Raw genomic sequence first — 23,371 nt, forward strand, 5'->3', positions numbered from 1 at the left:
CCCGGTAGTGAGCGCGATTCACCGGTCGAGCGGAGCGAGACCGGCTTTTTGGCATCAACGGGTTTTGCCGGGGGTTGAGGCTGGCGCCAAAGGCGCCAGCCGATGCCCCCGGTAAAAGAGGTTGCTGCACTGGCCGGTGGCCCGTGGTTTGGATGCAGCCGTACAGCCGGTTCTCTAACACCTGAATCGGCCCTGCTATTCGGGGTCGGCACTCGTTTGGTCGCGCGAAGCGCGGCGAGTTTTCCGACCGAACTTACAACCCGGCGACGTCTTCGATCGCGTCGGTCAACTCTTTGATCGACTCGACGTCGTGTTCGCCCATGTGGCCGATACGGAACGTCTCCTCGCCGAGTTGCGAGCCGTAGCCGTTCGAGAAGACCATGTCGTACTCCTCGCTGACGGCGTCGATCGTCTCGGCGACGTCGATTCCCTGCGTGTTCTCGATGCAGGCGACCGTCTGGGACTCGTAGCCTTCCTCGGGGAACATCGCGAAGTGCTCGTCGGCCCACTCGTGGACGTATGCCATCATCTCCCGGTGGCGCTCGTCGCGGGCCTCGTGGCTCTCTTCTAACATGTGTTTCATCTGCTTGCGGTAGGCGAGCATGATCGGGATCGCAGGCGTGGAGTGGGTCTGGCCCTTCCGGTCGTAGTAGTCGAGACAGCGCTGGAAGCCGCCGTACCACGACGCGGAGTCGGTCTCCAGTTCGCGGTCGTAGGCCTCATCGCTGACGACGCAGACGGCGAGGCCGGGCGGCATGGCGAATGCCTTCTGGGTCGACGTGAAGATGACGTCGATGTTGTGCTCGTCGATGTCGACGTAATCTCCGCCCAGCGCGGAGACCGCGTCGACGACGAAGTAGGTGTCCGGATACTCGGCGACGACGTCACCGATCTCTTCGATCGGATTCCGGACGCCGGTGGAGCTTTCGTTCATCACGGTCGCGACCACGTCGTAGTCGGTGTCGCTTTCCTCGAGTTCTGCGCGGATGTCTTCGGGCTTGATCGCCTGGCCCCACTCGTACTCGAGGCGGTCGACGGTTTTGCCGAGGCGTTCGGCGACGTTGGCGTGGCGCTCGCTGAAGCTGCCACAGGTCGGCACGAGGATGTTCTCGTCGACGAGGTTGAGCGTCGATGCCTCCCAGAACTCCGTTCCCGACCCCGTGAGGATGATCACGTCGTTGTCGGTACCGAGGAACTCCTTCGTATCCTCGACGATGGTCGTGTAGAGGTCAGTCATCCGGTCCATCCGGTGGCCGAACATCGGCTGGCTCATCTCCGCGATGACGTCCTCGCGTACCTCCGTCGGACCCGGAATGTACAGCGTCTGCTCGGGGTAGTCGTCTCTGTATTCGCGTTTTTCGGTCACGGAAACCACCTGATACCGGTCACTGGGTGGCGAGACGGTATGGTACTTTTGATGCCCGTATCGGCCCGGTGGTCGGCCCGCTGATTCCAGCGGTGTTGCAACTCCGATCTGGTGTTTGTCTCAAAGAAGACAGTCCAAAAACCGCTTTGAATCCGTTATTCGAGTTGGATGTCGCCCTGCATCTGGCCGTGCGGGTAGCAACGGTAGTAGGCCATGTCGCTGCTGGCCTCGAACTCGAGGAAGTCACCGTCGTCGTCGGGGTCCGTAATGACCTCTTCTTCGTCGCCGTACAGGTAGTAGTCGTCGACGAGGTCTTCGTTCTCGTCCCAGATGATGACGTTGTGGCCGCTGCCGTCTCCCTGCGTCCAGCCGATCTCGTAGGTTTCACCCTCCTCTAAGACCAGCGTTGGGTTCGTCTCGCCAGCGATCGATTCGGGCTCGAGGCCCTCCCAGCCGCTGGTGATCCCTTCGAGCAGGATCTGCTCTCCGGGCTCGATCGCTTCGGCCTCGTCGCCGTTGTCGTCGTCGCCGTTACCGTCGTCGTCGCCGTTGTCGTCACCACAGCCCGCAACGAGGGCGGTCGCCGCCGTCGCGCCCGTAACCTTCATAACGGTTCGTCGTGAGAACGTACTCTCTCGTGCCATCACGTTACGCTTCGTACTGCATACATAAAAACCAATTCCCTCTCTCGTGGCAGAGTTACGTGTTCACATACCACTCTTCCTTCGGATCTTTTCAAAATGGCTTGCTACTTCGAAACAAATACCGTGGACAATAGCGCCCTCACCGAGATCCGTCGCTCGCTCGCTCACTCGTCGTCGAGTGATCGCCGATCGACAGTTGCAGGAACGCCGGCACTGCCACGATCGCGATCGCGATTTCGAGGCCACCGACGACGAGGAAGGCGAGGCCGTAGCCGTAGGTGCTCGCGACGGTTCCACCGATCAGGAAGCCCCCGAGAAATCCCAGGCTTCCCGCGAGGTTGAACCCACCCATCGCCACCCCACGCTCGCTGTCGGCCGCCAGGTCGGTCACCAGTGCCATCGTCGCAGGCGAGACCAGCGCTCCCAGTACGCCGACAGCGACCATCGCGGCTGCAGCCAGCGCGACGGTCGGCGCGGCGCCGACAGCGAGGATGCCGCCGCCGTAGCAGACTGAGCCGATGACGATCGGGACCGTCCGACCGACTCGATCCGAGAGCGCACCCATGGGGTACTGGAGGAGGGCAAAGGGGGCGAAAAAGCACGCCAGCAACAGCCCCGTCGTGGCCGGATCGAGGCCGAACGTGTCCTGGAAATATAACGTCCCGACGAGAGCAAAAAAGCCCGCAGTGAGCCGGTCGACGAAGCCAAAGGCGTAGGGGATCGAGAGGGCAGGGCGCCGTCTGACGCCGCGCAACACCGCCCGGGCGGTCCCGCGACTCTCGGGTGCTCGGTCGGGTACCAGCGCCACCAGCGCGCCGATGGCAACGAGCAGCCCCGCGGCGACAATCAGGGGTGCGATGGGGTCGACCTCGGTCAGCTGGCCGCCCATCGGTGCGCCGAGGGCTGCCCCGAGCCCGATCGCGATCCCTGCTGCACCCATATTCCGACCGTGTCCTCCCTCTAGATCCATCAGCATCGTAATCGTCAGGGAAAATGCGCCGATCGTCATTGCCCCCTGGAAGAACCGTAGCACGAGCACACCTTCGAAGGGAATCGTCCCGATCGCGGGAACTGCCGCCAGCGCGAGATAGCCCGCCGCACCCGCCAGCGCACCGCCGACGATGAACGGCGTCCGCCGACCCACCGCGTCGCTGGCGAGTCCCCAGAGGCCGACGACGGCGACGTAGCCGGCGAACTCGGCGACCAGGAACCACATGCTCGCATCGAGTGCGGTCGCCGCCAGCGACGCGCCCGCCTCAACGTCCGCCCCGAGCACGTCGACCAGCGTCGCGACGCCCGGATAGAGTAGCAACTGCGAGAACAGCACGGAGAAGACCACCGCCGCGAGGATGATTCGGTCTCGCGCGTTCGTGTTCACGCGCCGTCGGTACGGTCCCCGACCCTTTAGGGATTCCAATTTCACCGTCGTCGATTCTGGATCGATGGTCCGGTCGTCGTCGATTCTGAACCAATAGTCCACTTGCGGGCTCGATACCGCCGAGAAGATTGTGTTCGGGGCGTTCGAGTCGGTGTTTGGGTTGTCGTGACATGACGTGCGGAATTTGCCGTTACTGCCACGCATAAGACCTCGTAGGAGTATGCGTACTAAACATGAACGACGACGCGAGCGACGGGACCGACGCGGCCGAGTCGCGGTGTCGATTCGGCACGCGCAGCGTACACGCCGGACAGTCACCCGACCCCGAGACGGGTGCGATGGCTCCTGCGATCTACCAGACAACCTCCTACGCCTTCGACGATGCCGATACCGCAGCCGACCTCTACGCTCTGGAGCGCGAGGGGCACATCTACTCACGGATCTCGAATCCGACGGTCCGGACCCTCGAGGACCGACTCGCCTCGCTCGCGGGCGCCTCGGGCGCCGTCGCGACCGCCGCCGGGATGGGCGCGCTCGACTCCATCGTCCTCGTCCTGGCCGAAGCCGGCGACAACGTCGTCGTCTCGACGGATACCTACGGCGGCTCTACTGCCTACTTCTCGAAGACCGCCTCCCGACGCGACATCGAGGCCCGGTTCGTCCCGACACTCGAGTACGACGCCTACGAGGAGGCGATCGACGAGGACACCGCCTTCGTCCACGTCGAGACGATCGGAAACCCCTCGCTGGTCACGCCCGACTTCGACCGCCTCGCGGAGATTGCCCACGAGAACGGCGTTCCCCTCGTCGTGGACAACACGTTCGCGACGCCCGCGCTGTGTCGCCCGCTAGAACACGGCGCCGACGTCGTCTGGGAGTCGACGACGAAGTGGCTCCACGGCTCCGGGACGACCGTCGGCGGGGTCGTCTTAGATGGCGGGGAGTTCCCATGGGGTGAACACGGCTACGACGAAATCGCCGGCCAGAACCACGCCTACCACGACGTCGACTTCTCGCGTGACTTCGCCGACGCGCCACTGGCCGCGGCCGTCCGATACCGGTCCGTCCGTAGTCTCGGCAACCAGCAGTCACCGTTCGACGCCTGGCAGACCCTCCAGGGGCTCGAAACGCTGCCCCTGCGGATGGAGAAACACTGCGAGAACGCCGCCATCGTCGCTGACTACCTCGCGAATCATGAGGACGTTGCCTGGGTTACGCACCCGGGACTCGAAGAGCACCCGACCCACGAAACCGCCTCCCGCTATCTCGCAGACTACGGCGGCATGATCGCGTTCGGTCTGGAAGGTGGCTACGAGGCCGGCAAGCGCTTCTGTGAGTCCGTCGAGGTCGCCCAGTTTCTCGCCAACATCGGCGACGCGAAGACGCTCGTCATCCACCCCGCGAGTACCACCCACGGCCAGCTTACCCCCGAGGAACAGGAGGAAGCCGGCGTCACGGCTGATCTGATCCGGCTCTCGGTCGGCATCGAGGATCCTGCCGACATCCTCGCGGATCTCGAGCAGGCGATCGAGGCGGCGTCGTAGTTGCACTTGCCGACGCACTCGCCGTCGCCGTCCTCGGCGACCGACTCACCACCACGGTTCGAGGAGGTCCTGCGAGCTGTTTGCCGCGAGGAGCCCGCCGACGACGAGCACCGCGAGCGCCGCCGTCAGCGGGGTGAACAGCCCGACCACCGCGACCGGGATCGCAATCGCGTTGAACGCGAGGGCCAGCCGGGTGTTCCGGACGAGTCGCCGACGGGCGGCGTCCGCGAGGTCGAACGCCGTCTCCACCGCGGCGAGGTCGTCATCGGCGATCACGAGATCTGCCGCGTCGGCCGCGAGCGCGGTTGCGCTTCCGAGCGAGATGCCGAGATCCGCCGCGGCCAGCGCCGGGGCGTCGTTGGTCCCGTCGCCGACCATCGCGACCCGTCGGTTCGCGCTGAGTCGCTCGATCGCGGCCGTCTTCCCGGCGGGCGGGACCGAAGTGAACGCGTGGCTCACCACCGGGTGGCGGGCGAAGCGCTCGGTGGCCGCCTCGTCGTCGCCGGTCAGCACCACGACGTCGATCCCCCGCTCGCCCAGCCGCTCCAGGCTCTCCGCCCAGCCCGCTCGCGGCTCGTCGCCAACGACGATCACGCCCGCCGCAGTCCCGTCGCGACCGACGACGACGGGCAGTTGTCCGGCCTTGCGGGCCGCGGCCGCCTGCCCTCGGACATCCGCAGGTACCGTCCACCCCCGCTCGTCGAAGAGTGACGCCGCGCCGACCAGGACCGTCGAGCCGTCGACGATACCCTCGACGCCCGTTGCGAAACTCCGAAACTCGCTCACCGAGCCGGCATACTCGCGGGGTTCGCCGCCGTCCGTTCGGAACTCCTCGTCGTCGGCAGCGAACGCGGCCGCGATGGCCTTCGCAGCGGGGTGGGCCGCCCGGCGCTCGAGTGCCCCAGCCTCTCGCAGCAGGGCCGCGGGCGCGTCGGCTTCGAGCACCTCCATCGTCCCCGTAGTTAGGGTTCCGGTCTTGTCGAATACCACGACGTCGACCGCACGCAGGCGCCTGAAGACGGTCTCGTCGAAGACGACGACGCCGTGCTTGAGCGCGCTTTCGAGACTCGTCGCGACCGACAGCGGTGTCGCCAGCCCGATCGCCCACGGGCAGCCCACGAGAAGTGCCGTCCCGAGCACCGCAACGGTGCCGATCGGTCCGGCACCGAGGGCGAGCGCCGCCGCGCCGGCGAGAAGCGCGGCGCCGACGACGACCGGAACGAGCCGCGCGGCGACCGCATCAGCGCGGCGCCTGACGCCGTGGTCGGCGCTCTGAAGTCGCCAGACGGCGTCTCGGAGTCGGTCGAGACTGCTCGTCGCCTCTTCTCCGGTACGGACGACGGCGGCGCCGCCGACGACGATCGCGCCGCCGACGAGTTCGTCGCCCGCTCGCTTCTCGACCGGGAGGGACTCGCCCGTGACGACCGCCTCCTCGACCGTACACCGTCCCTCGTCGAGCCGGCCATCGACCGGGATCCGCTCGCCACGGCGGACGAGCACCCGATCGCCCGGTGACACCGCCTCGACCGGGACCTCGGCCGTCGTCCCGTCCGGCTCGTAGACGCGCGCGCTGTCGACCTGTGAGACGGTGAGGTCCGTGAGTCGACCCAGAGCCCGCCGCTTGACAGCCGCCTCGTAGAACATCGCGCCGGTCACGGTGGCGGCGACGACTACCGTCAGGTCGAAGTAGACGTCCGTCCGGCCGGCCAGCACGGCGATCGTGCTGTAGGCGAAGGCAGTGACCACCGTGATCGAGACGAGCAGGTCCACGTTCGGACGGCGCATCTTCAGCCCAACGTAGGCGCCCCGCAGCACCGGCATACCGGTGAAAAACAACACCACGGCGGTCACGACGAAGTAGACACGAAGGAAGAACAGTCCGCTCTCCCCCTCCGTCCCGAACGCGGCCTCGAACGGATCCAGGGCAGCGATATCGACGAGGGCGGCAAGCTGGGAAGGGTACACCAACGTGACGTACGGGACGAGCAGGAACGTGCCAAAGAGCACCCCGGCGGCGTAGCGCATCCCGAGGGTCTCGTCGGTCCGTCGCTTTCGCACCCCCGACACCTCGCGCGCCCGGTTCGTGGCTCCCCCGCCGCCCGAGGAGTCTCTGCTCGCCCGCTTCCGGAGGTACGCCGTGTACCCCAGCGTGCTCAGCGCGTCGCGCAGCTCCCTCGGCGAGACTTGGTCGGGATCGTGTTCGATCCGGATCGTCTCCGAGACGTAACTCGCCTCGGCATCGGCGACGCCCGAGATCGCCGCGGCGACCGCCTCCAGGAACGCCTCGCACGTCGGGGAGTGCATCCCGTCGATTCGAAGGTACGTGGTTTCCGGCTTGTCGGTTGACTGTTCGTTGCGACCGCCCCCGGAGGCGTGCACGGTCTTGGGGCTTCTCGCATCGCTCGCGTCCCCGGTAGCAGGGTCGGCGAGTGCATCGTCGACGTCCCGACACCCACTGCTACAGTAGCCGCCGTCGACGGGGTCGGTCGGGATCGGTCGGCCACAGAGGACACACCGGCTGCGGTCTACGGGATCGGTAGACAGCGTCGATCACCACCGACGCTCGATCTCCCGTCGCTTCCACGGAATCTCGCGGGCGCGATCGGTGGTGTGGGTGCCGTCGGCGAACCGGCCGGACGCTGCTCCGTCTTTCACCGAGCGAGACTCGGTCGATCCCGGCAGTCGGGACTCCATCGGCGAAAATTCGGGGTCGACGACAATAAACGCCGCCCCGAATGCCTGCTCCCGACGCCTGCCGGGGAGCGGTCGAAGAGAGCGAATCTTGCCGTAACTGTGGGTTATTAGTCCACTCGAGAATATGCATGTCATACATGAATTGGGACGGAACGTCAGCGCCGGGGTGTGGGCCGAGCGCGCGCTTTGTGCCCCCGATGGTACGGAGGTGGGCGCTGTGACGACCCGAAACACCGTCGACCTCGGCCACTTTCAGTTCCTCTGTGGCGAGTCGATCCCAACTCTCGAGGTCGCTTACGAGACCTACGGCGAGTTCACGGGCGACAACGCCGTCTTGCTCTGTCACGCGCTCACCGGGAGCGCCCACGCGGCTCGCCGCCCCGACGCTGGCGGCGAGACTGCGGGCCAGGCCCGCGCCTGGTGGGGTGACCTCGTCGGGCCCGGGAAGGCGATCGACACCACCGAGTACTTCGTCGTCTGTGCGAACGCGCCGGGCTCGTGTTACGGCACGACTGGTCCGTCGAGCACGAACCCCGAAACAGGCGAGCCCTACGGGACCGACTTCCCGCCGGTCACCGTCGGCGACTGGACGCGCTCGCAGCGGCTCCTCCTCGACGAACTCGGCGTCGGCCGTCTCCACGCCGTCGTCGGCGGTAGCGTCGGCGGCATGAACGTCTTAGATTGGCTCCGGCGGTATCCCGACGACGTCGACCGCGCTGCCGCTGTCGCCGCGGCCGCCCGCCTCGACGCTCAGTGTCTCGCTCTTGACACCGTCGCCCGGCGGGCGATCACGTCCGATCCGAACTGGAACGGCGGCCACTACTACGGCTCGTCGGACGAGTCCGATGGTGGTTCCGGGCCCGAAGCCGGCCTCGCCCGCGCCCGCCAGATCGGCCACATTATGTACCTCTCGAAGGCGTCGATGACCCGCAAGTTCGGCCGCCGGTCGGCCGGCCGGGAAGCCGGTCGGTCGTCGCCGCCGGACGACGCGGCCGCTTTCTTCCCGTATCGGGAGGTCGAGTCCTACCTCGACTATCAGGCCGAGAAGTTCACCGACCGCTTCGACGCCAACAGCTACCTCTACATGACCCGTGCGATGGACGACTTCGACCTCTCGGCGGGCTACGAGTCAGACGCCGACGCGCTCGCGGCCTTCGAGGGCGAACTACTCGCCATCTCCTTTACCGGCGACTGGCACTTCACCGTCGAGCAGTCAGAGCACCTCGCGGAAGCCTGCCGCGAGGCCGGCGTCGACGTCGCCCACCACGTGATCGACTCCGACCACGGCCACGACGCCTTCCTCGTCGAACCGGAGAAGGTCGGGCCGCCGCTGTCGGCGCTGCTCGCCGACGGTCTCGAGGGCCGGTCGATCACCGATACCGTCGAGGACGAGATCGAATCGAGTTCGTTCGCGCCGGTGCACACGAGTCTGTTCTCGGAGTGACTGTTCGTCACCCCTCTCAAACAGTACAGTATGCTTCAACACCTCAGTTCTAATGTAAAACATATGTATGAAATACTTTACCGAAAAGAATAAAACACACCTCTTTGACGTATCAGTGATGCCTGAAAGCACTCAGCGCGGACAACAGGGGGAATCACAGGTTCAACGGTACGACGAGAGACAAGTAGAACAACAGCGCTCGTTGCCAGTTAAGCAGGGGGCCGCCTTCGGGGCAGTTGCAGCGGTTGCAACGTATTTAGCACATCTGCTCTTGACGATTGTTGCGACGGCACAGGCGTCACCTACACCCGATTCCGACGGCAATCCCGTCAGCCTGGTCGCTTCCTGGGAGGCTGCCGGCTGGAGTTATCTCTCGACGTTCGGTGTTGGGTTCGGGGCCGACGGCGAGACCGCGACGGTTGGTGATGCGCCCAACCACGCCGCAGCGTTCGCTGCGCCACCTATTTCGTTGGGTACGCTGGTCCTGTTCACCGTCTCGGTCGGCGCGATAGTCGCAGCCGGCTACGCGATCGCGAAGTACAGCGACCCCGACGATTCCGTCGAGGCAGTAAAGGCCGGTCTGACGACCGTCCCGGCGTATCTTGTCTTCGCCATCGTTATCGCCGTCGTGATGACTCACACGTACGAGGACGTGCTTGCGGCCGGACTCGTCGACAGCGTCGCGGGCCTCGACGCTGCCGATTACGAGGAAGGAGATACGGTCTCGTTCGGTGCTTCGACCACGAGTGCAGCACTCTACGCCGGCCTGCTGTTCCCGGCCGTGTTCGCGGTTGCAGGCGCACTCCTCACTGAGTGGCGAGACGCCCGTGATCGTGTTCTCGCGAAAGTAGCCTAATTGGGATCGAACGGATACCGACGCAGCCTCGCAGTCGCGATCTTTTGGTACTGTGCCGAACGCCTCACGGAGCGGCTGGCTCGAGCACGTCGTCTTCGACCAGTAGTTCCCGTACCTCGGCCATCGACGTCGCGACGACGTCACACTCGGGCTCGACTGCCGGCTTGGGCTCGAATCCGATCGCGAGGCCAGCGACCTCGAGCATCGGCAGGTCGTTGGCACCGTCGCCGATCGCGACGGTCTCTGCGAGATCGACGCCGACGTCGTCGGCGAGGTCCGCGAGCGCGTCGTCTTTGGTCCCCTCGATCAGCGGTCCCTCGGTGTCGCCGGTGAGTTCGGTTTCGCCGTCGTCCATCACCAGCCGATTCGCGACGATGTGGTCGACGGTGACGCCCTCACGCTCGAGGGCCGCTGCCACGCCCCGTTCGAACCCACCGGTGAGAATCGCCGTCGTGACGCCGGCGTCGTTCAGCTCCGCGATCAGGTCGGCCGCCCCCTTTCGGAGCCGAACCTCGTCGAATGCGGCTGCGGCCTCCTTCGCGTCGAGCCCGGAGAGCAACGCGACGCGCTCGTAGAGGCTCTCGGCGTAGCCGATCTCGTCGTTCATCGCACGCTCTGTGATCGCGGCCATCTCGTCGGCGGCGTCACAGCGGTCGCCGAGCAGTACGGTCATCTCGGAGTCAGAAAGCGTCCCGTCGAAGTCGAAGGCGACGACTGTCATCGCCCGGGGGTTGTTCCGGGGAGAATAAACCAGTTCATGTTTTGCTTCGCGGACCCAGAGACCGACGGCTGCGCTACGACTGCTCGTCGGTCTCAGCTCGCGCGTTCTCGTCGTCGTCGCCTCCCTCGTCGAACCGGTACCGTTGCTCAACGTCCGAATCGATGCCCGGGGGACGTTCGTCTTCGTCTGGCGGCCGCTTGTCTTCGTCCGGGAGTTGTTCGCCACCCTCCTCGTCGGCGAGATACGAAATTTCGCGCTGGGGGAACGGAATCGTGATCCCCGCCTCGGCGAATCGGTCGTAGACGCCGCGGTTTAGCTGGTTGACCGCCTGCTTCTCCGTGAGTGGGTGAGAGATGTACGCCCGAACTTCGAACACCAGCGCGGAGTCGCCGAACTCGTCGAACAGGACCCGTGGTTTCGGCGACTCGCGGATCAGGGGTGCGTCTGCACAGACCTCGAGGACAATCTCCTCAACCCGTCGGTAGTCCGTGCCGTAGGCCGCCGTCAGCGGAACCCGTATCCGAACGTGGCGCTGTGGCGACGTTTCGTTGACGACCTGCGAGGAGTTCAACACCGCGTTCGGCACCGAGATGAGCCGATTGTCGGTCGTCAACACCGTCGTGCTCCGGATGCCGACGTCGGTCACCGTCCCGCGCTGATCGTCTTCGACCTGGATCACGTCACCGACTTTGTACGTGTTGTCGACGTACAGCGAGACGCCCCCGATCAGGTTCGAGATGGCGTCCTGGGCGGCGAAGCCGATGACGATTCCGAGCACGCCGGCCGACGCCAGAAACGGCGTGAGTTCGATCTCCCAGACGGAGATCAACACCAGTCCGGCAGCGAGCGAGACGCCGATCGTCCACGCGTTCTTGAAAATCGGCGCGAACTCGTAGGTTCGGTCAGCAGCCTGTGCGACCTCGATCCAGCGGTTGCCAATGCGAACCGCAGTCCGGGCCCACAGCACCGTCAGCGCTGTGACGACGAGGCCGACCACGACGAACCCTGTCCCGACGAGATCGAGGACAGCCAGACTGAGATAGATCCCGAGTAGCCCGATCGAGACCGAAATTGGCGTGTGGATCTCCTCGAAGATGGCTCGCCGAAACGACGTCGACCCCGTTTCGTTGTGTGCCAGCCATCGCTTACTCGCCCAGTAGACGAGTTTCGCGAGCAGGTACGACCCCGCGAGCAACAGCGGGACGAGCAGCCACGGCTCCTGGACCACCCATTCCACCAGCTCCGACACCGCCGATTCGAGCGCGAGGTGGCCCACGTCCATACGCCTCTCCGGTTGTCGGTCGTCTCTTATAGGTTTGATCGAACTGCCGTCCGCGCCGTCGACCGGAACTGAATCTGCGCCGTCGACCGGAATCGCCATTCGAACCGTCGACCGAAACCGAATTCGCGTTGTCGATCGAAATCGCCGTCCGTAACCCTGATTCGGCTCCCCCGCCCAGTTCCGGCGATGACAGCGCGACCAGAGCCGGGTGGAGCGTCGTGACCGGTGCCACCGAAGCCGTCGCGCTCGCGTTGCTCACCGCCATCTTCTGGGGCCTCTCGCCGATATTCGACAAGCGCGGGATGGCCGCTGGCGGAGACCCCGTCCAGGCGTCGCTCGTCGTGGTCATCGTCGACTCCTCGCTGTACTGGCTCGCCCTCGCGGTCCTCTACGGCGGGACCACGTTCGACGGGATCACGACGGGAGCGCTCACCGTCTTCGTCTTCGCCGGCGTGATCGGCACCGCACTCGGCCGGATCGCGATCTTCGTCGGCGTCCACAAGGTGGGCGCGAGCCTCAACAGCGCGATCATGAGCACACGGCCGCTGTTCGCGACGCTGCTCGCACTGGCGTTCCTCGGCGAACCCCTCGGCCCGGTCACGGCCGCCGGCATCGTCGTCCTCGTCGCCGGTCTCTGCGTGCTGACGCTCTCCCGTGGTGGTGACCTCGCGGGCTGGGAGCCCCGCGACCTGCTGTGGCCGCTGGCTGCCGCCGCCACCTTCGCGGTCGCGAACGTCGCCCGCCGGTACGGGATGGTCGAGTTCGACATCTCGGCCCTGCAGGCCGTCGCAATAAACGAGACGGCCGGACTCGTCGCACTCGGCGCCTTCGCCCTCGCGACCCGACGCCGGCGAATTCTCACGAGTCCCCGCGAGAGCTACCGGTACTTCGCTGTGGCTGGCCTGCTCACCGCCGTCGCGATGCTCTCGCTGATGGCCGCACTGGGGCTCGAAGGTGGCCGCATCGCCGTCGTCGATCCGCTGGTGGCGACCGCCCCTTTCTTTACGCTCGTCTTCGCCGCCGTCTTCCTGCGCGATCTCGAGCGCGTCACGCGGGGCGTGATCGCCGGCGCTGCGTTGATCGTCGCCGGAGCCGTCCTGATCACCATCTGACCCTCCCCTCTTCTGGTCCGTCTCTCCCCGAACCGGGTTCGTGGAGGTGATTCCAGCCACGCCGCTTGCACCCTACTGCGGTACGTTTTCCCACTCATGACTACAACGGAAGGGTTTACCCGCTCCGGACAAGTGTCTCGCTCATGAAGGTCCTGGTCACGGATCCGATCGCAGACGCCGGCCTCGCGGTGCTCGAAGACGCCGGCTACGAGGTCGAGACGGGGTACGAACTCGAGGGCGAGGCGCTCCTCGAGGCGGTCGCCGACGCCGACGGGCTGATCGTCCGCTCTGGTACGGAGGTCACCCGCGACGTGCTCGAGGCTGCCGAGGAACTTGCTATCGTCGGCCGCGCCGGCATCGGCGTCGACAACATCGACATCGACGCTGCTACTGACGAGGGTGTCATCGTCGCCAACGCCCCCGAGGGTAACGTCCGCGCGGCCGCCGAACACACCGTCGCGATGACGTTCGCGACCGCACGCTCGGTCCCGCAGGCCCACGGTCGCCTCAAAGCTGGCGAGTGGGCGAAAGGCGACTACCTCGGCACCGAACTCAACGGCAAGACGCTCGGCGTCGTCGGCCTCGGCCGCGTCGGCCAGGAGGTCGCCAAGAAGCTCGACTCGCTCGGTATGGATATCGTCGCCTACGATCCCTACATTCCCGAGGAACGTGCTGACCGCATCGGCGCCGAACTCGTCTCTCTCGAGACCTGTCTCGAGCGCGGTGACTTCGTCACCATCCACACGCCGTTGACCGCCGAAACCGAGGGGCTGATCGGCCCCGACGAGCTCGACCTGATTGGGAACGGCTACCTGGTCAACGTCGGTCGCGGTGGTATCATCCAGGAGGACGCCCTAGCTGAGAAGGTCGCCGACGGTACGGTCGCCGGTGCCGCTCTCGACGTCTTCGCCGAAGAGCCCCTGTCTGCTGACTCGCCACTGCTTGACGTCGAGGACGTCATCCTCACGCCCCACCTCGGCGCCTCGACGGAGGCCGCTCAGGAGAACGTCGCGACCTCGACGGCCGAGCAGGTCGTCGCCGCCATCGAGGGCGAGCCGGTCGCGAACGCCCTGAACGCTCCCTCGATCGACGAGACCGCGTTCCCCCGCGTCAAACCCTACATCGAGATCGCCGAAACCGCCGGCAAGATCGCCGCTCAGCTGCTCGACGGCCGCGTCGAGCGCGTGGAAGTCTCCTACGAGGGTGACATCGCCGGCGAGGACGTCGAGTTCGTCACCGCCTCCGCCCTGAAGGGCGTCTTCGAGCCCTTAGAGTGGCCCGTCAACGCGGTCAACGCCCCCCAGATTGCCGAGGACCGCGGCGTCGACGTCACCGAATCGAAGTCCCGACAGGCTGCTGACTTCCAGAGCCTCGTCTCCGTGACCGTCGGCAACGACGACGAGGAGATCACCGTTGACGGCACGCTCTTCGCCGACGACGACGCCCGGATCGTCCGCGTCGACGGCTACCGCGTCGACGCCATCCCTCACGGGAAGATGGTCGTCTCACGAAACACCGACGAGCCGGGCGTCATCGGCCTCATCGGCTCGGTTATGGGCAAACACGGCGTCAACATCGCGGGCATGTTCAACGCCCGTGAGACCCACGGCGGCGAAGCGCTGACCGTCTACAACGTCGACAGCCAGATCCCAGACGCCGCCCGCGAGGAGCTCCAAGAAGACGACCGGATCACCGCGGTGCAGTACATCACGCTCAACGGACAGTAGTCGTCTTCGGGCTGAAGGGATTCTTCTCGCGTTCTCATTGTCGTCCCAGCTTCTCATTGTTGTCCGGGAACCCTGCATCTGCAAAAAATCGGTCCGGTTACAAACAGTGGACTGAACGCCGTTTCCACGCGATTCGAAGCCGGTGAGTGCCGAGTGACCCCGCTTACTCGACGTACTTCAGCTCGACGTGGCCGAGCTGTGGGTTCCACATCTCTGTCTCACCAGAGATGACGAACCGGACCGTGTCGACGCCCTCGGAGAGCTCTGCGGCGACCAGTTCGCCGACCCAGGCGCCGGCCTCGAAGCCGTAGGGGGTCCAGTCGGCGTCGACCTCTTCCCAGCTGTCGCCGCCGTCAGTCGACTCGTAGACGTCGAGATCGCCGTCGTAATCGTCGCCGTCGAGCGAGTGGTACTCCGCGCTCAGGAACCGGATCTCGCTTCCGACGTCGTAGACCATCTCGCCCGGATCGGTGTCTGTTCGGTTCATTCGCGACGAGTCGTAGCTCCCGTCAGGACGCTCGAAGCCCGGCGAGTTCGAGACGTCGGTGCCGAGATTGCCGGACTCTTCAGCCATCAGATCGGTTCCCTCGAGCGGATCGACGAACGTCTCGAGATCGGCTTCGCGGACCTCGATCGCGGTGAACTTCGTGAAGTCCTCGTGGCTCGTCGACGAGATCGAGAGCGTCCGGTCGGTCACGACGACGTCCTCGACCGTCGTTGTGTACGCCTCGCCGAGTCCGACCTCCTCGATTAGATCGAGTTCCTCCTCGACGGTCTCGCCTTGGACCTCGATGTCGAAGACACGCTCGCCTTCCTCCTCGTGGAAGAGTTCGGCGTTGTGGATGACCACGTCGTAGACGCCGTTCTCGATGCCGATGTCGACGCCGAGATCGGGGCCGTGGAACTCCGTCTGATAGAGCGCGTCGTCGTCGGTATCGCCGATCTCCTCAAACTCGTCGGAGTCGTCGGCGACGCCTGCCGGCGGCTCGAACCAGTCTTCGGCCCACTCGGGCACCTCGCCGGAGGTGACGGTCACGTAGTCGATCGCTTCCGGATCGCTCCCCGGAACGAACTCGAGGTCGTCGACGACGGTTGGCAGCTCCGAACCGGGCGACCCTGGATGCCCACCCAGGTTCACACCGAACGGTGCCGAGGTCGCCGCGTCGGGGTTCTCGAGCGTGAGCGTGCCGAGGGCCTCGTAGGTCTTGTCGTCGTTGATACCGGGCAGCGTCCAGCCAAGGACGGCCTCGCGACCCTCGCCGTCGGCGTCGTTGACCTGGACGCTAAAGCGGAACGAGTCGCTCGGTCCGACCGTTTCCGGAAAGACTGACTCCCAGTCGGTGAGATCGGGCGAGTAGGGGAGGATCGACTCCCAGGGAATCGCGGCGGTGTAGACCGTCTGGTTCTCCTCGTCATTACGGTCGGTTTCGGCCTCGATCTCGTCGATTCCTTGTTCTTCCTGGCCCTCCTGCCATCGGTAGAGGTCTGCCTCACCGTCGACGTGGGCTAGGCCGTCTTCGGGGCCGTACTCGCCGTCGTAGCCGATCGCCCACTGGATGCTGTCTCCTTGCCACATGTCGCCGCCTGCGGAAGCGTCGTGTACCTCGTCGGTGACTACGACTGCAAGGTTGAGACTCTCCTCGTCGTAGCCGAGGTGAACGTCGGCCGAGAGTTCGTCGGGTTCTCGGGTCACGCCGTCTCCCTCAGGCGCGAACTCGTCGCCTTCCGGCAGCAGCGTGAACGCGGGCTCGTTGGAAACACCCTCTTGGACGTAGGGGACCTCGGCCTCGACCGGCCGAATCTCGATCCCGTTGAACATCGTGCTATCCTCGTGGCTCTCGGTCTCGATCGTGATCCACTCGTCGGTAGCCTGTACCGTGAACGTCCGCGTGACCGCGGTGAGTGCGCCGCCGGCTTCGGCGTAGGGATCGAACTCTGAGAGAACCTCCTCGCCGTTGATCGTCACGTCGAAGACGCGCGATCCCTCGCCGCCTTCGCCCGAGCCACCGTCCTCTCCGTGCCAGGTCTCCGCCCAGTGTAGCGTCACGTTGTAGACGCCCGCGTCGACGGGAATCTCGAAGCCGATATCATCGCCCCACTGCTCGGTGCGATAGAGGTCGTCGTAGCCGGTATTCTCGACCGCTGGGACGTCATCTTCGTCTCGAACGGCGGTGCTCGGACTTCCGAGAACAGTAACGTCGTCCGGGATCTCGTCGTCGAACATGAGTCCGTCGATATCGACGACAGGGTAGTCGCCGTCCTCGTTACCGTTGTTCAGCGCCCAAGGTGTCGCGATCGGCTCCGCCGGAATCTCGACGGTTAGCGTGGCGCTGTCCTCGTCGTCGTCGGTCGTCACCTCGTACTCGTAGTCGCCTTCGAGGTCGTCGGTGTCGACATCCAGGGACACGCTGTCATCCTCTCCCTCTCCGAGCGTGAGCTCCTGGTCGACCTCACTCTCTCCATCGAAGACGATTTCGACGGACTGCGAGACCTCTTCCTCGCCAGTGTTCTCGATCGTCGCCGTAATCGTCACGTCCGCACCGACATTGACGGTTTCGTCGCCCGGCTCTAGATCGACGATTTCGAAGAAGGCAGGTTCCGGGTCCTCGCCGTTTCCGTTTTCGGGATCGTCGTCACCGTTTTCGGGCTGGTCGTCTCCATCGTCGTCGCCGTTCTCGTCGCCGTTCTCGTCATCGTCGCCGAGACAGCCTGCCACGCCGACGATACCTGTTACACCGACCCCCTGCAGAAATCGTCGGCGTCGTCGGCTATCAAGTCCCCCGTCACCATCACCATTGTTCGGATCCATCACATGATTCAGTATTACTATGTTGTTATAAATGTGTGTGTAATTGATCAGTTTGGTGAGGTTCTCCGTTCGACCTTGCCCACTTTCGGTCACTCAGCAACGCCCGGCGGCGCAACGATCCGCTCGAGATGCTCTGTGGCGAACTCCTCGAGAAACGGCGTTCGGTCGCGTACCTCCTGTGGAGTGTGGCTGTCCGACCCGACCGTAAACTCGATATCGCGGTCGAGCAACACGGCGAGCAGACTCTCGTCTGGGTGAACGACTGCCATCTCGTGAAGCGCCCGGCCCGCGTTGATCTCGGGGATCGTCCGCGAGCGCTCGAAGGCGTCTGCAATGCGGTGATACTGTTCTTTGGTCGCCCGCCCCCGCAACGGCGGCGTCCGCTCGAAGAGATCTAGGTGGGCGGCGACCGCGAATAGCTCCGAGTCGACGAGCGCGATCAGCGTCTCGACGTACTCTTCGATCAGCGCGTCAAGACGGGCTGGTGACTCGTCTGCAAACTGCGAGGGCGCCTGCACGTTCCGGCCGTCTAGCTCGTGGACGCTCCCGATGGCGTACTCGAAGCCCGCAGTGTCCAGAAAGTCCTCGATCGTTCCCTCGTCGGCCGGGTGGTAGTCGACTTCGACGGCGTCGTAGATCCGGAGGTCGGTTCGCTCGCGAAAGCCTTCGATCGCCCGTCGACGGCGCTCGTAGGTGAGATCGAGGTTGAAGCCGAGCGCCGCCCGCTCGCGCTCGGGATACTCGCGCTCCGAGATGGTACAGTGGTCCGCGAAGCCGATTCCTTCGAGTCCCGCCTCCTCCGCTGCCTGCACCATTCCGTAGAGAAACTGCCCGTCAGAGTAGTTCGTGTGGGCGTGATAGTCGTGCATTTGCTGTGGGTTTTGGTCGCCGCGTATTAGCCTCTTGGCCACGAGTCGTAGCTTCTGACAGGTCGTCGTCGTGGGCTACTGTTACTATCAGTAGAGTCGGTTCACCACGGATGAGCATCTGCGAGCGAAGCGAGCAGTTTCCCGCCGGAGCGGACGAAGTCCGCGACGGCGGCCTTTTTAGCGTAGCTTTTTGCGCCGAGTGGTGAGCGAGCGCAGCGAGCGAACCCGAGGCGGAAAAAGGTCCGTGTGCAAAAGACCTATCGCCCGGACGCTCTTCGATTCACACATGACCGAGGACGTCGCGATCGACTTCGGCGAGGACGGCCTGGTCCCCGCCGTCGCACAGGACGCCGAGACGGGCGAGGTGTTGATGCTCGCTTACGCATCCGCCGAGGCCGTCTCCCGCACCCGCGAGACCGGGCTGGCACACTACTACTCGCGAAGTCGAGAGGAACTGTGGCAGAAGGGGAAGACGAGCGGCCACGTCCAGAACGTCCGGGAGGTACGCGTTGACTGTGACGCCGACGCGCTGTTGTACCTGGTCGACCAGGAGGGTGGTGCCTGCCACACCGGCTACCGCTCCTGTTTCTACCGGACGGTAGGCGGTGAGACCGTCGGCGAGAAGGCCTTCGATCCCGACGCAGTCTACGAGTAACCGTGAGCGAACCAACCGGGCGAGAGGACCGCGAGCGCTCGCCGACCGGCGCCGGCCCCGACGGTGCTGGCACGCACGCACAGCCACCCGATTCGGCGGGAAGCGCGCTGGCCAGACTCGAGGCGGCCCGTGCTGAGTTCGAGCGCGCGACGCGCCGGATCGACGAGACGGTCGGTGACGTCGCGGAGGCGGCCGACGCGTACGAACAGGCCGCCGACCTCCTCGACAGCTACGTCGACCGCGCCACCGGCACCGGACGGGAGAACTTCAAAGCCTACGTCCAGCTGGAGGGACAGTTCGCGACGCTCGTCGAGAACCTTCCCGACGACTTAGCAGAGCACGAGGCGTTCGAGGCCGCTCTCGACGCCATCGACAAGCGCCGACTGACCGACTCCGACTTCGAGCGCGCCGAGGCGGCCCTCGAACCCGCCGGTCGCTACGCCGATCTGATCGACGAGCGTGAGAGTGCCCGCGACGAGCTCGCAGCTGCCCGAACCGCCGCGAGCAAGCGCCTGCGCGAACTCGACGACGAAATAGAGAACCACGAACGCCTCCTCGAGCTCGCAGACGTCGATTTCGACGCACCGGTCTCTCGCTTACGCGAACCGATCGAAACCTACGACGAGCGAATTCGCGAGGCGTTCGAGGACTACTACTTCGCGGCCTCCGCGCGGGAGGTCTTTGCACTGCTCGAGCGCTCCCGCTGGTACCCCTTCGTCGCCTACAAGCGCCCGCCGGCGGATCTCGCGACGTACGTCCGCGAGGACTCCGCTGGCGAGTACACGATTCCAGAACTGCTCGAGTACGCCGACTACTCCCGGTCGAAGCTCGACCACTACGTTGCCGACGCCGACGAACTCAAACGCCGCGTCGCGACCCAGCAGACCTTTTTAGACGGGATCAGCCCCGATCCCTTGACGGTCGGTTGGCCCCCCGAACCTGCGGGTGTCTTGCGCCGTCGAACCCGCGAAATTCGCCCATTCGTCGAGCGCATCGCCGACGAGGAGACGGTAGCCGCCCTACGTACGATCCGTTCTTTGACTCGCGAAGACGACTACGCACGCCTCCAGCGTGCGGCTGCTGTTCGTGACAGCCTGACGCCTGCAGAGCGCGAGCGGCTGGCCGACGGCGACGTCGAGACGACTCTCACGCACCTGCGCGAGGAGCGGGCTTCACTCGGCGACGCGCTCGACGAGAACGATCCAGTCTGACGCGCTCGACGAGGACGATCTGTGTCTCCGATACAGACCGATCAGGCGTCGGCTTTCGCCGCCGCGAGAGCCTCGTACATCTCTTCGGTGAGGGCGTCTGCGCGGCCGGGATCGCGCGCCTCCGCGTAGATCCGCACGAGCGGCTCGGTCCCCGAGGGGCGGGCGAGCACCCACGCGTCGCCGTGGTCGAGCCGGTAGCCGTCTCTGGTGTTGAGTTCGGCGTCGGCCGCGTTCGCGTGATTCGCCGCCGCGTCTAACATCGCGTCGCGTTCGGCGGTCGACTCGTAGCCGACGTTTCGGCGGACGTTGGCGTAGCCGTCGTAGGGGGCGACGATCTCGCTCGCCGGGCGCTCGACGACGAGTTCGAGAAACCGGGCCGCGGTGTACGCGCCGTCTCGCGAGAGCCGGAACTCGGGGAAGAAGATGCCGCCGTTGCCTTCACCGGCGATCGGGACCCGACGATCGTTCGTCTCGAGCTCTTCGATCCGCGTGATGATGTTCGTCGAGCCGATCGGGGTCAACTCGATCTCCGCGCCGACCTCGTTGACGACGTCGACGAGCCGCTGGGAGACGTTGACCGCCGAGACGGTTGTGTCGCCGGGCTCGAGTTCGGCGGCGGCCAGTGCGGCGAACGTGGCGTCGCCCTCGATATACTCGCCGGTCTCGTCGAAGAAGATCGCTCGGTCGGCGTCGCCGTCGTGGGCGATGCCGAGATCTGCGTCCGTCGCCCTGACCAGCCGCCCGAGATCGGTCAGATTTTCCGGAACCGGCTCCGGGTCCCGACCCGGGAAGGTACCGTCGGCCTGTCCGTTGACGGTGACCACCCGACAGCCAAGCCGCCGGAAGAACTCGGGGCTGGTCAGCGAGCCCGCTCCGTGGCCCGGATCGAGTGCGACCGTCAGTTCGGCGTCGGCGATGCGCTCGCGATCGACGGCGCCGAGCAGATCCTCGACGTAGGCCTGCCGGACGCCTTCGACTGCCCGTGAGCGACCGGTCTGGTCCCAGGCGACGGTGACCGCTGTCTCGGCCAGTAACGTCTCCTCGATGTCTTCGAGGTCCGTGACCGCCAGTTCGACGCCATCGCTGCCAATGAGCTTGACCCCGTTGTACTGCGGTGGGTTGTGCGAGGCTGTGATGACGATCGTCGGCACCCCCTCGCGCTCGGCGTAGAACTGTGCGCCCGGTGTCGGCATGATTCCCAGCCGATCGACGTCCGTTCCCGTACTCACCAGCCCGCTTGCCGCCGCGTCGGCGAGCATCTTCCCCGTATACCGTGTGTCCCGGGTGATCGCGACGCGGTCGACTCCCCAGGCGGTGCCCGCGGCCTTCGCGACCCGGAGGACGAACTCCGGCGTCAACTCTTCGTTCGCGACGCCGCGCGTCCCACTCGACCCGAACACCTTCATCGTCAGTTACTCGACCGGGAACCCTCAAAGTGATTCCGGAGCCACGCGGGGCCTGTCCTTCCAGACGACGGAACGTTTTCGACCCCTCGCTGTCTGTCTCTGTGTATGAGCACGATCGAGGAGAAGCGCGTCTACGGCGAGAGCGAGGCGCCGACCGACGCCTACGTCGCGAGCGAAACTGGTCTCGTCCGCGTCTCGGTTGCCGGCGATCTCGTCGGCGAGTTCTCACTGTGCGTTCGCCACCCCGCGCGTGACGTCGCGGCCGGCGGCGATCTCGTCGTCGCGGCGACCGACGAGGACGTTCTTGTCGCCACTCTCCCCGACGGGCCCGAAGCCTTCGAGCCGACCCAGTTCGGCCCCGCAGCGGCAGTCGGAATCCACAGGGGAACGGTGCTCGCTGCGGCACCAAACGGGCGCCTCGCCCAGCTTGTAGACGACGAGTGGGAAGGGCTGGGATTGATCCTTGACTACGAGGTGAGCGCTATCGATGGCGATCTCGTGGCAACCGACGGCGGACTGTACCGGATTCGCGACAGCCGACTCGAAGACGCTGGACTCTCTGCCGTCCGGGACGTCTCAACCGCGGCAGTTCCGCTTGCGGTCACCGCTGACGGACTCTACCGGCTCGGAAACGGCTGGATGCAGGTCCACGACGGACCGGTGGACGTCGTCGACGCGGCGCCCGCAGACCAACCGGGACGCCTGGAGCGTGCACACGCGGTTGCCGATGACGTGCTTCTCGAGTACGCAGACGGCTCGTGGACCGACCTCTCGGATGGTGAGACTGGGACGGATCTCGACGACGCTGTTGTCGGCTTCGCCTACGGCGAGACGACTTACGCAGTGACGACGGACGGCGTCTTTCTGGCGGCGACCCCGGAGGGCTGGCGCTCACGCCGACTCGGCGTTACCGGGGTGACGGGGATCGCGTGTCCCAGACGCTGAGTCGGTCGCCGGTGCATTGTTCTCCAGGCACATATGGTGCCCCTCTGGCAGGTGTCTGACGCGCGTCTGACTGAGAGTTAACTTGGAGACGTTCCTTGTACGGCGTATGACTGACCTGACACGACGCCGGGCGATGGCTATCGCCGGCGCGACGGGGATGGCCGTCGTCGCAGGCTGTTCGAGCTCGGGCGAGGAAGACGACAGCGGAACCGGCGACGATGAGGGCGATGATCAGGAGAACGGGGATCCGAACGGAGACGACGGAACCGGCGATGACGGGAACGGTGACGAGAGCAATCCCGTCTCCGGAACTGTACTCGGGGACGTTTTCATCGAAAACGTCAACGATACTGAACACTCCGTCGACGTGCTCGTCGAGTTCGGTGACGAGATCGAACACTGGTCGTCCCACGACCTCGAAGCCGGCGGCGACGGTGCAACGCTTGACCGCGACTGGACGACTGACCCCGGCGAGTTCCGCGTCACGGTCCGTCTCGATGACGACGAGTTCACGCAGGTAACCCCCGAACGCTGGAACGATCCCGCTTGCCTAAACCTGCTGGCGCTCGTCACTCGTGACGGCGAAGTGACGCTGCTGAGTGATACCAACGGCGGCCCCTGTGGCTCAGGCGACTCCGACTTCGACGACTGAACTCCTTCTTTCGCCTCGAGAACGAAAACGGGTTGACCCCCGGGGCTGTCACACCG

Annotated in this window: 19 protein-coding genes; 9 read left to right on the forward strand and 10 right to left on the reverse strand. The window is 65.4% G+C overall.

The window, feature by feature from the left end:
• Positions 1 to 253 precede the first annotated feature (253 nt).
• The 3 genes from OB905_13295 to OB905_13305 all read right to left on the reverse strand — a co-directional run bounded on the left by OB905_13295 (position 254) and on the right by OB905_13305 (position 3,388).
• The gene (locus OB905_13295; protein MCU4926944.1) at positions 254 to 1,366 is read right to left on the reverse strand and encodes an alanine--glyoxylate aminotransferase family protein; all 1,113 of its coding nucleotides are present in this window, start codon (positions 1,364 to 1,366) and stop codon (positions 254 to 256) included.
• A gap of 155 nt (positions 1,367 to 1,521) precedes the next feature.
• Entirely contained in the window at positions 1,522 to 1,974 is a 453-nt protein-coding gene (locus tag OB905_13300; GenBank protein ID MCU4926945.1) for a hypothetical protein, read from the reverse strand.
• A gap of 175 nt (positions 1,975 to 2,149) precedes the next feature.
• Positions 2,150 to 3,388, reverse strand: a complete 1,239-nt coding sequence (locus OB905_13305; protein ID MCU4926946.1) for an MFS transporter — start codon at positions 3,386 to 3,388, stop codon at positions 2,150 to 2,152.
• A 233-nt stretch (positions 3,389 to 3,621) separates the two neighbouring features.
• On the opposite strand from OB905_13305, the gene OB905_13310 reads away from it, so the two are divergent.
• On the forward strand, positions 3,622 to 4,932 hold the full coding sequence (locus OB905_13310) for an O-acetylhomoserine aminocarboxypropyltransferase/cysteine synthase (GenBank protein MCU4926947.1): 1,311 nt from the start codon (positions 3,622 to 3,624) through the stop codon (positions 4,930 to 4,932).
• Between the two features lie 45 nt (positions 4,933 to 4,977).
• Here OB905_13310 and OB905_13315 read toward each other — a convergent pair whose 3' ends face one another.
• Both OB905_13315 and OB905_13320 read right to left on the reverse strand, forming a co-directional pair.
• Positions 4,978 to 7,311 (reverse strand): heavy metal translocating P-type ATPase, encoded by a 2,334-nt coding sequence (locus tag OB905_13315; protein ID MCU4926948.1) that lies wholly within the window; start codon positions 7,309 to 7,311, stop codon positions 4,978 to 4,980.
• A 171-nt stretch (positions 7,312 to 7,482) separates the two neighbouring features.
• Positions 7,483 to 7,626: a hypothetical protein gene (locus OB905_13320; GenBank protein MCU4926949.1), complete on the reverse strand. Its 144-nt coding sequence runs from the start codon at positions 7,624 to 7,626 to the stop codon at positions 7,483 to 7,485.
• Between the two features lie 208 nt (positions 7,627 to 7,834).
• Here OB905_13320 and metX point away from each other — a divergent pair, with 208 nt between their 5' ends.
• The gene (gene metX / locus OB905_13325) at positions 7,835 to 9,070 is read left to right on the forward strand and encodes a homoserine O-acetyltransferase (GenBank protein ID MCU4926950.1); all 1,236 of its coding nucleotides are present in this window, start codon (positions 7,835 to 7,837) and stop codon (positions 9,068 to 9,070) included.
• A 118-nt stretch (positions 9,071 to 9,188) separates the two neighbouring features.
• Positions 9,189 to 9,926, forward strand: a complete 738-nt coding sequence (locus OB905_13330) for a hypothetical protein (protein MCU4926951.1) — start codon at positions 9,189 to 9,191, stop codon at positions 9,924 to 9,926.
• A gap of 64 nt (positions 9,927 to 9,990) precedes the next feature.
• On the opposite strand, the gene serB is transcribed toward OB905_13330, so the two are convergent.
• Together serB and OB905_13340 are read right to left on the reverse strand one after the other, a co-directional pair.
• The gene (gene serB / locus OB905_13335; GenBank protein ID MCU4926952.1) at positions 9,991 to 10,647 is read right to left on the reverse strand and encodes a phosphoserine phosphatase SerB; all 657 of its coding nucleotides are present in this window, start codon (positions 10,645 to 10,647) and stop codon (positions 9,991 to 9,993) included.
• A gap of 73 nt (positions 10,648 to 10,720) precedes the next feature.
• Positions 10,721 to 11,929, reverse strand: coding sequence for a mechanosensitive ion channel (locus OB905_13340; protein MCU4926953.1), 1,209 nt, complete (start codon positions 11,927 to 11,929; stop codon positions 10,721 to 10,723).
• 218 nt (positions 11,930 to 12,147) lie between these two features.
• On the opposite strand from OB905_13340, the gene OB905_13345 reads away from it, so the two are divergent.
• Positions 12,148 to 13,041: a DMT family transporter gene (locus OB905_13345; protein ID MCU4926954.1), complete on the forward strand. Its 894-nt coding sequence runs from the start codon at positions 12,148 to 12,150 to the stop codon at positions 13,039 to 13,041.
• 143 nt (positions 13,042 to 13,184) lie between these two features.
• Positions 13,185 to 14,768, forward strand: a complete 1,584-nt coding sequence (serA, locus tag OB905_13350; GenBank protein ID MCU4926955.1) for a phosphoglycerate dehydrogenase — start codon at positions 13,185 to 13,187, stop codon at positions 14,766 to 14,768.
• Positions 14,769 to 14,931: 163 nt separating this feature from the next.
• Here serA and OB905_13355 read toward each other — a convergent pair whose 3' ends face one another.
• Positions 14,932 to 17,577, reverse strand: a complete 2,646-nt coding sequence (locus OB905_13355; protein MCU4926956.1) for a malectin domain-containing carbohydrate-binding protein — start codon at positions 17,575 to 17,577, stop codon at positions 14,932 to 14,934.
• Positions 17,578 to 17,666: 89 nt separating this feature from the next.
• Entirely contained in the window at positions 17,667 to 18,446 is a 780-nt protein-coding gene (locus tag OB905_13360; GenBank protein MCU4926957.1) for a PHP domain-containing protein, read from the reverse strand.
• Positions 18,447 to 18,732: 286 nt separating this feature from the next.
• On the opposite strand from OB905_13360, the gene hisI reads away from it, so the two are divergent.
• Together hisI and OB905_13370 are read left to right on the forward strand one after the other, a co-directional pair.
• Positions 18,733 to 19,101 (forward strand): phosphoribosyl-AMP cyclohydrolase, encoded by a 369-nt coding sequence (hisI, locus tag OB905_13365; protein MCU4926958.1) that lies wholly within the window; start codon positions 18,733 to 18,735, stop codon positions 19,099 to 19,101.
• 107 nt (positions 19,102 to 19,208) lie between these two features.
• Complete coding sequence (locus tag OB905_13370; GenBank protein ID MCU4926959.1) at positions 19,209 to 20,312, forward strand: hypothetical protein; 1,104 nt, start codon at positions 19,209 to 19,211, stop codon at positions 20,310 to 20,312.
• 41 nt (positions 20,313 to 20,353) lie between these two features.
• Here OB905_13370 and glmM read toward each other — a convergent pair whose 3' ends face one another.
• On the reverse strand, positions 20,354 to 21,718 hold the full coding sequence (glmM, locus tag OB905_13375; GenBank protein MCU4926960.1) for a phosphoglucosamine mutase: 1,365 nt from the start codon (positions 21,716 to 21,718) through the stop codon (positions 20,354 to 20,356).
• Positions 21,719 to 21,823: 105 nt separating this feature from the next.
• On the opposite strand from glmM, the gene OB905_13380 reads away from it, so the two are divergent.
• Both OB905_13380 and OB905_13385 read left to right on the forward strand, forming a co-directional pair.
• Positions 21,824 to 22,663, forward strand: a complete 840-nt coding sequence (locus tag OB905_13380; GenBank protein MCU4926961.1) for a hypothetical protein — start codon at positions 21,824 to 21,826, stop codon at positions 22,661 to 22,663.
• 106 nt (positions 22,664 to 22,769) lie between these two features.
• On the forward strand, positions 22,770 to 23,315 hold the full coding sequence (locus OB905_13385) for a hypothetical protein (protein ID MCU4926962.1): 546 nt from the start codon (positions 22,770 to 22,772) through the stop codon (positions 23,313 to 23,315).
• Positions 23,316 to 23,371 lie beyond the last annotated feature (56 nt).

The organism is Halobacteria archaeon AArc-dxtr1, from assembly GCA_025517425.1.
GTDB lineage: Archaea > Halobacteriota > Halobacteria > Halobacteriales > Natrialbaceae > Halostagnicola.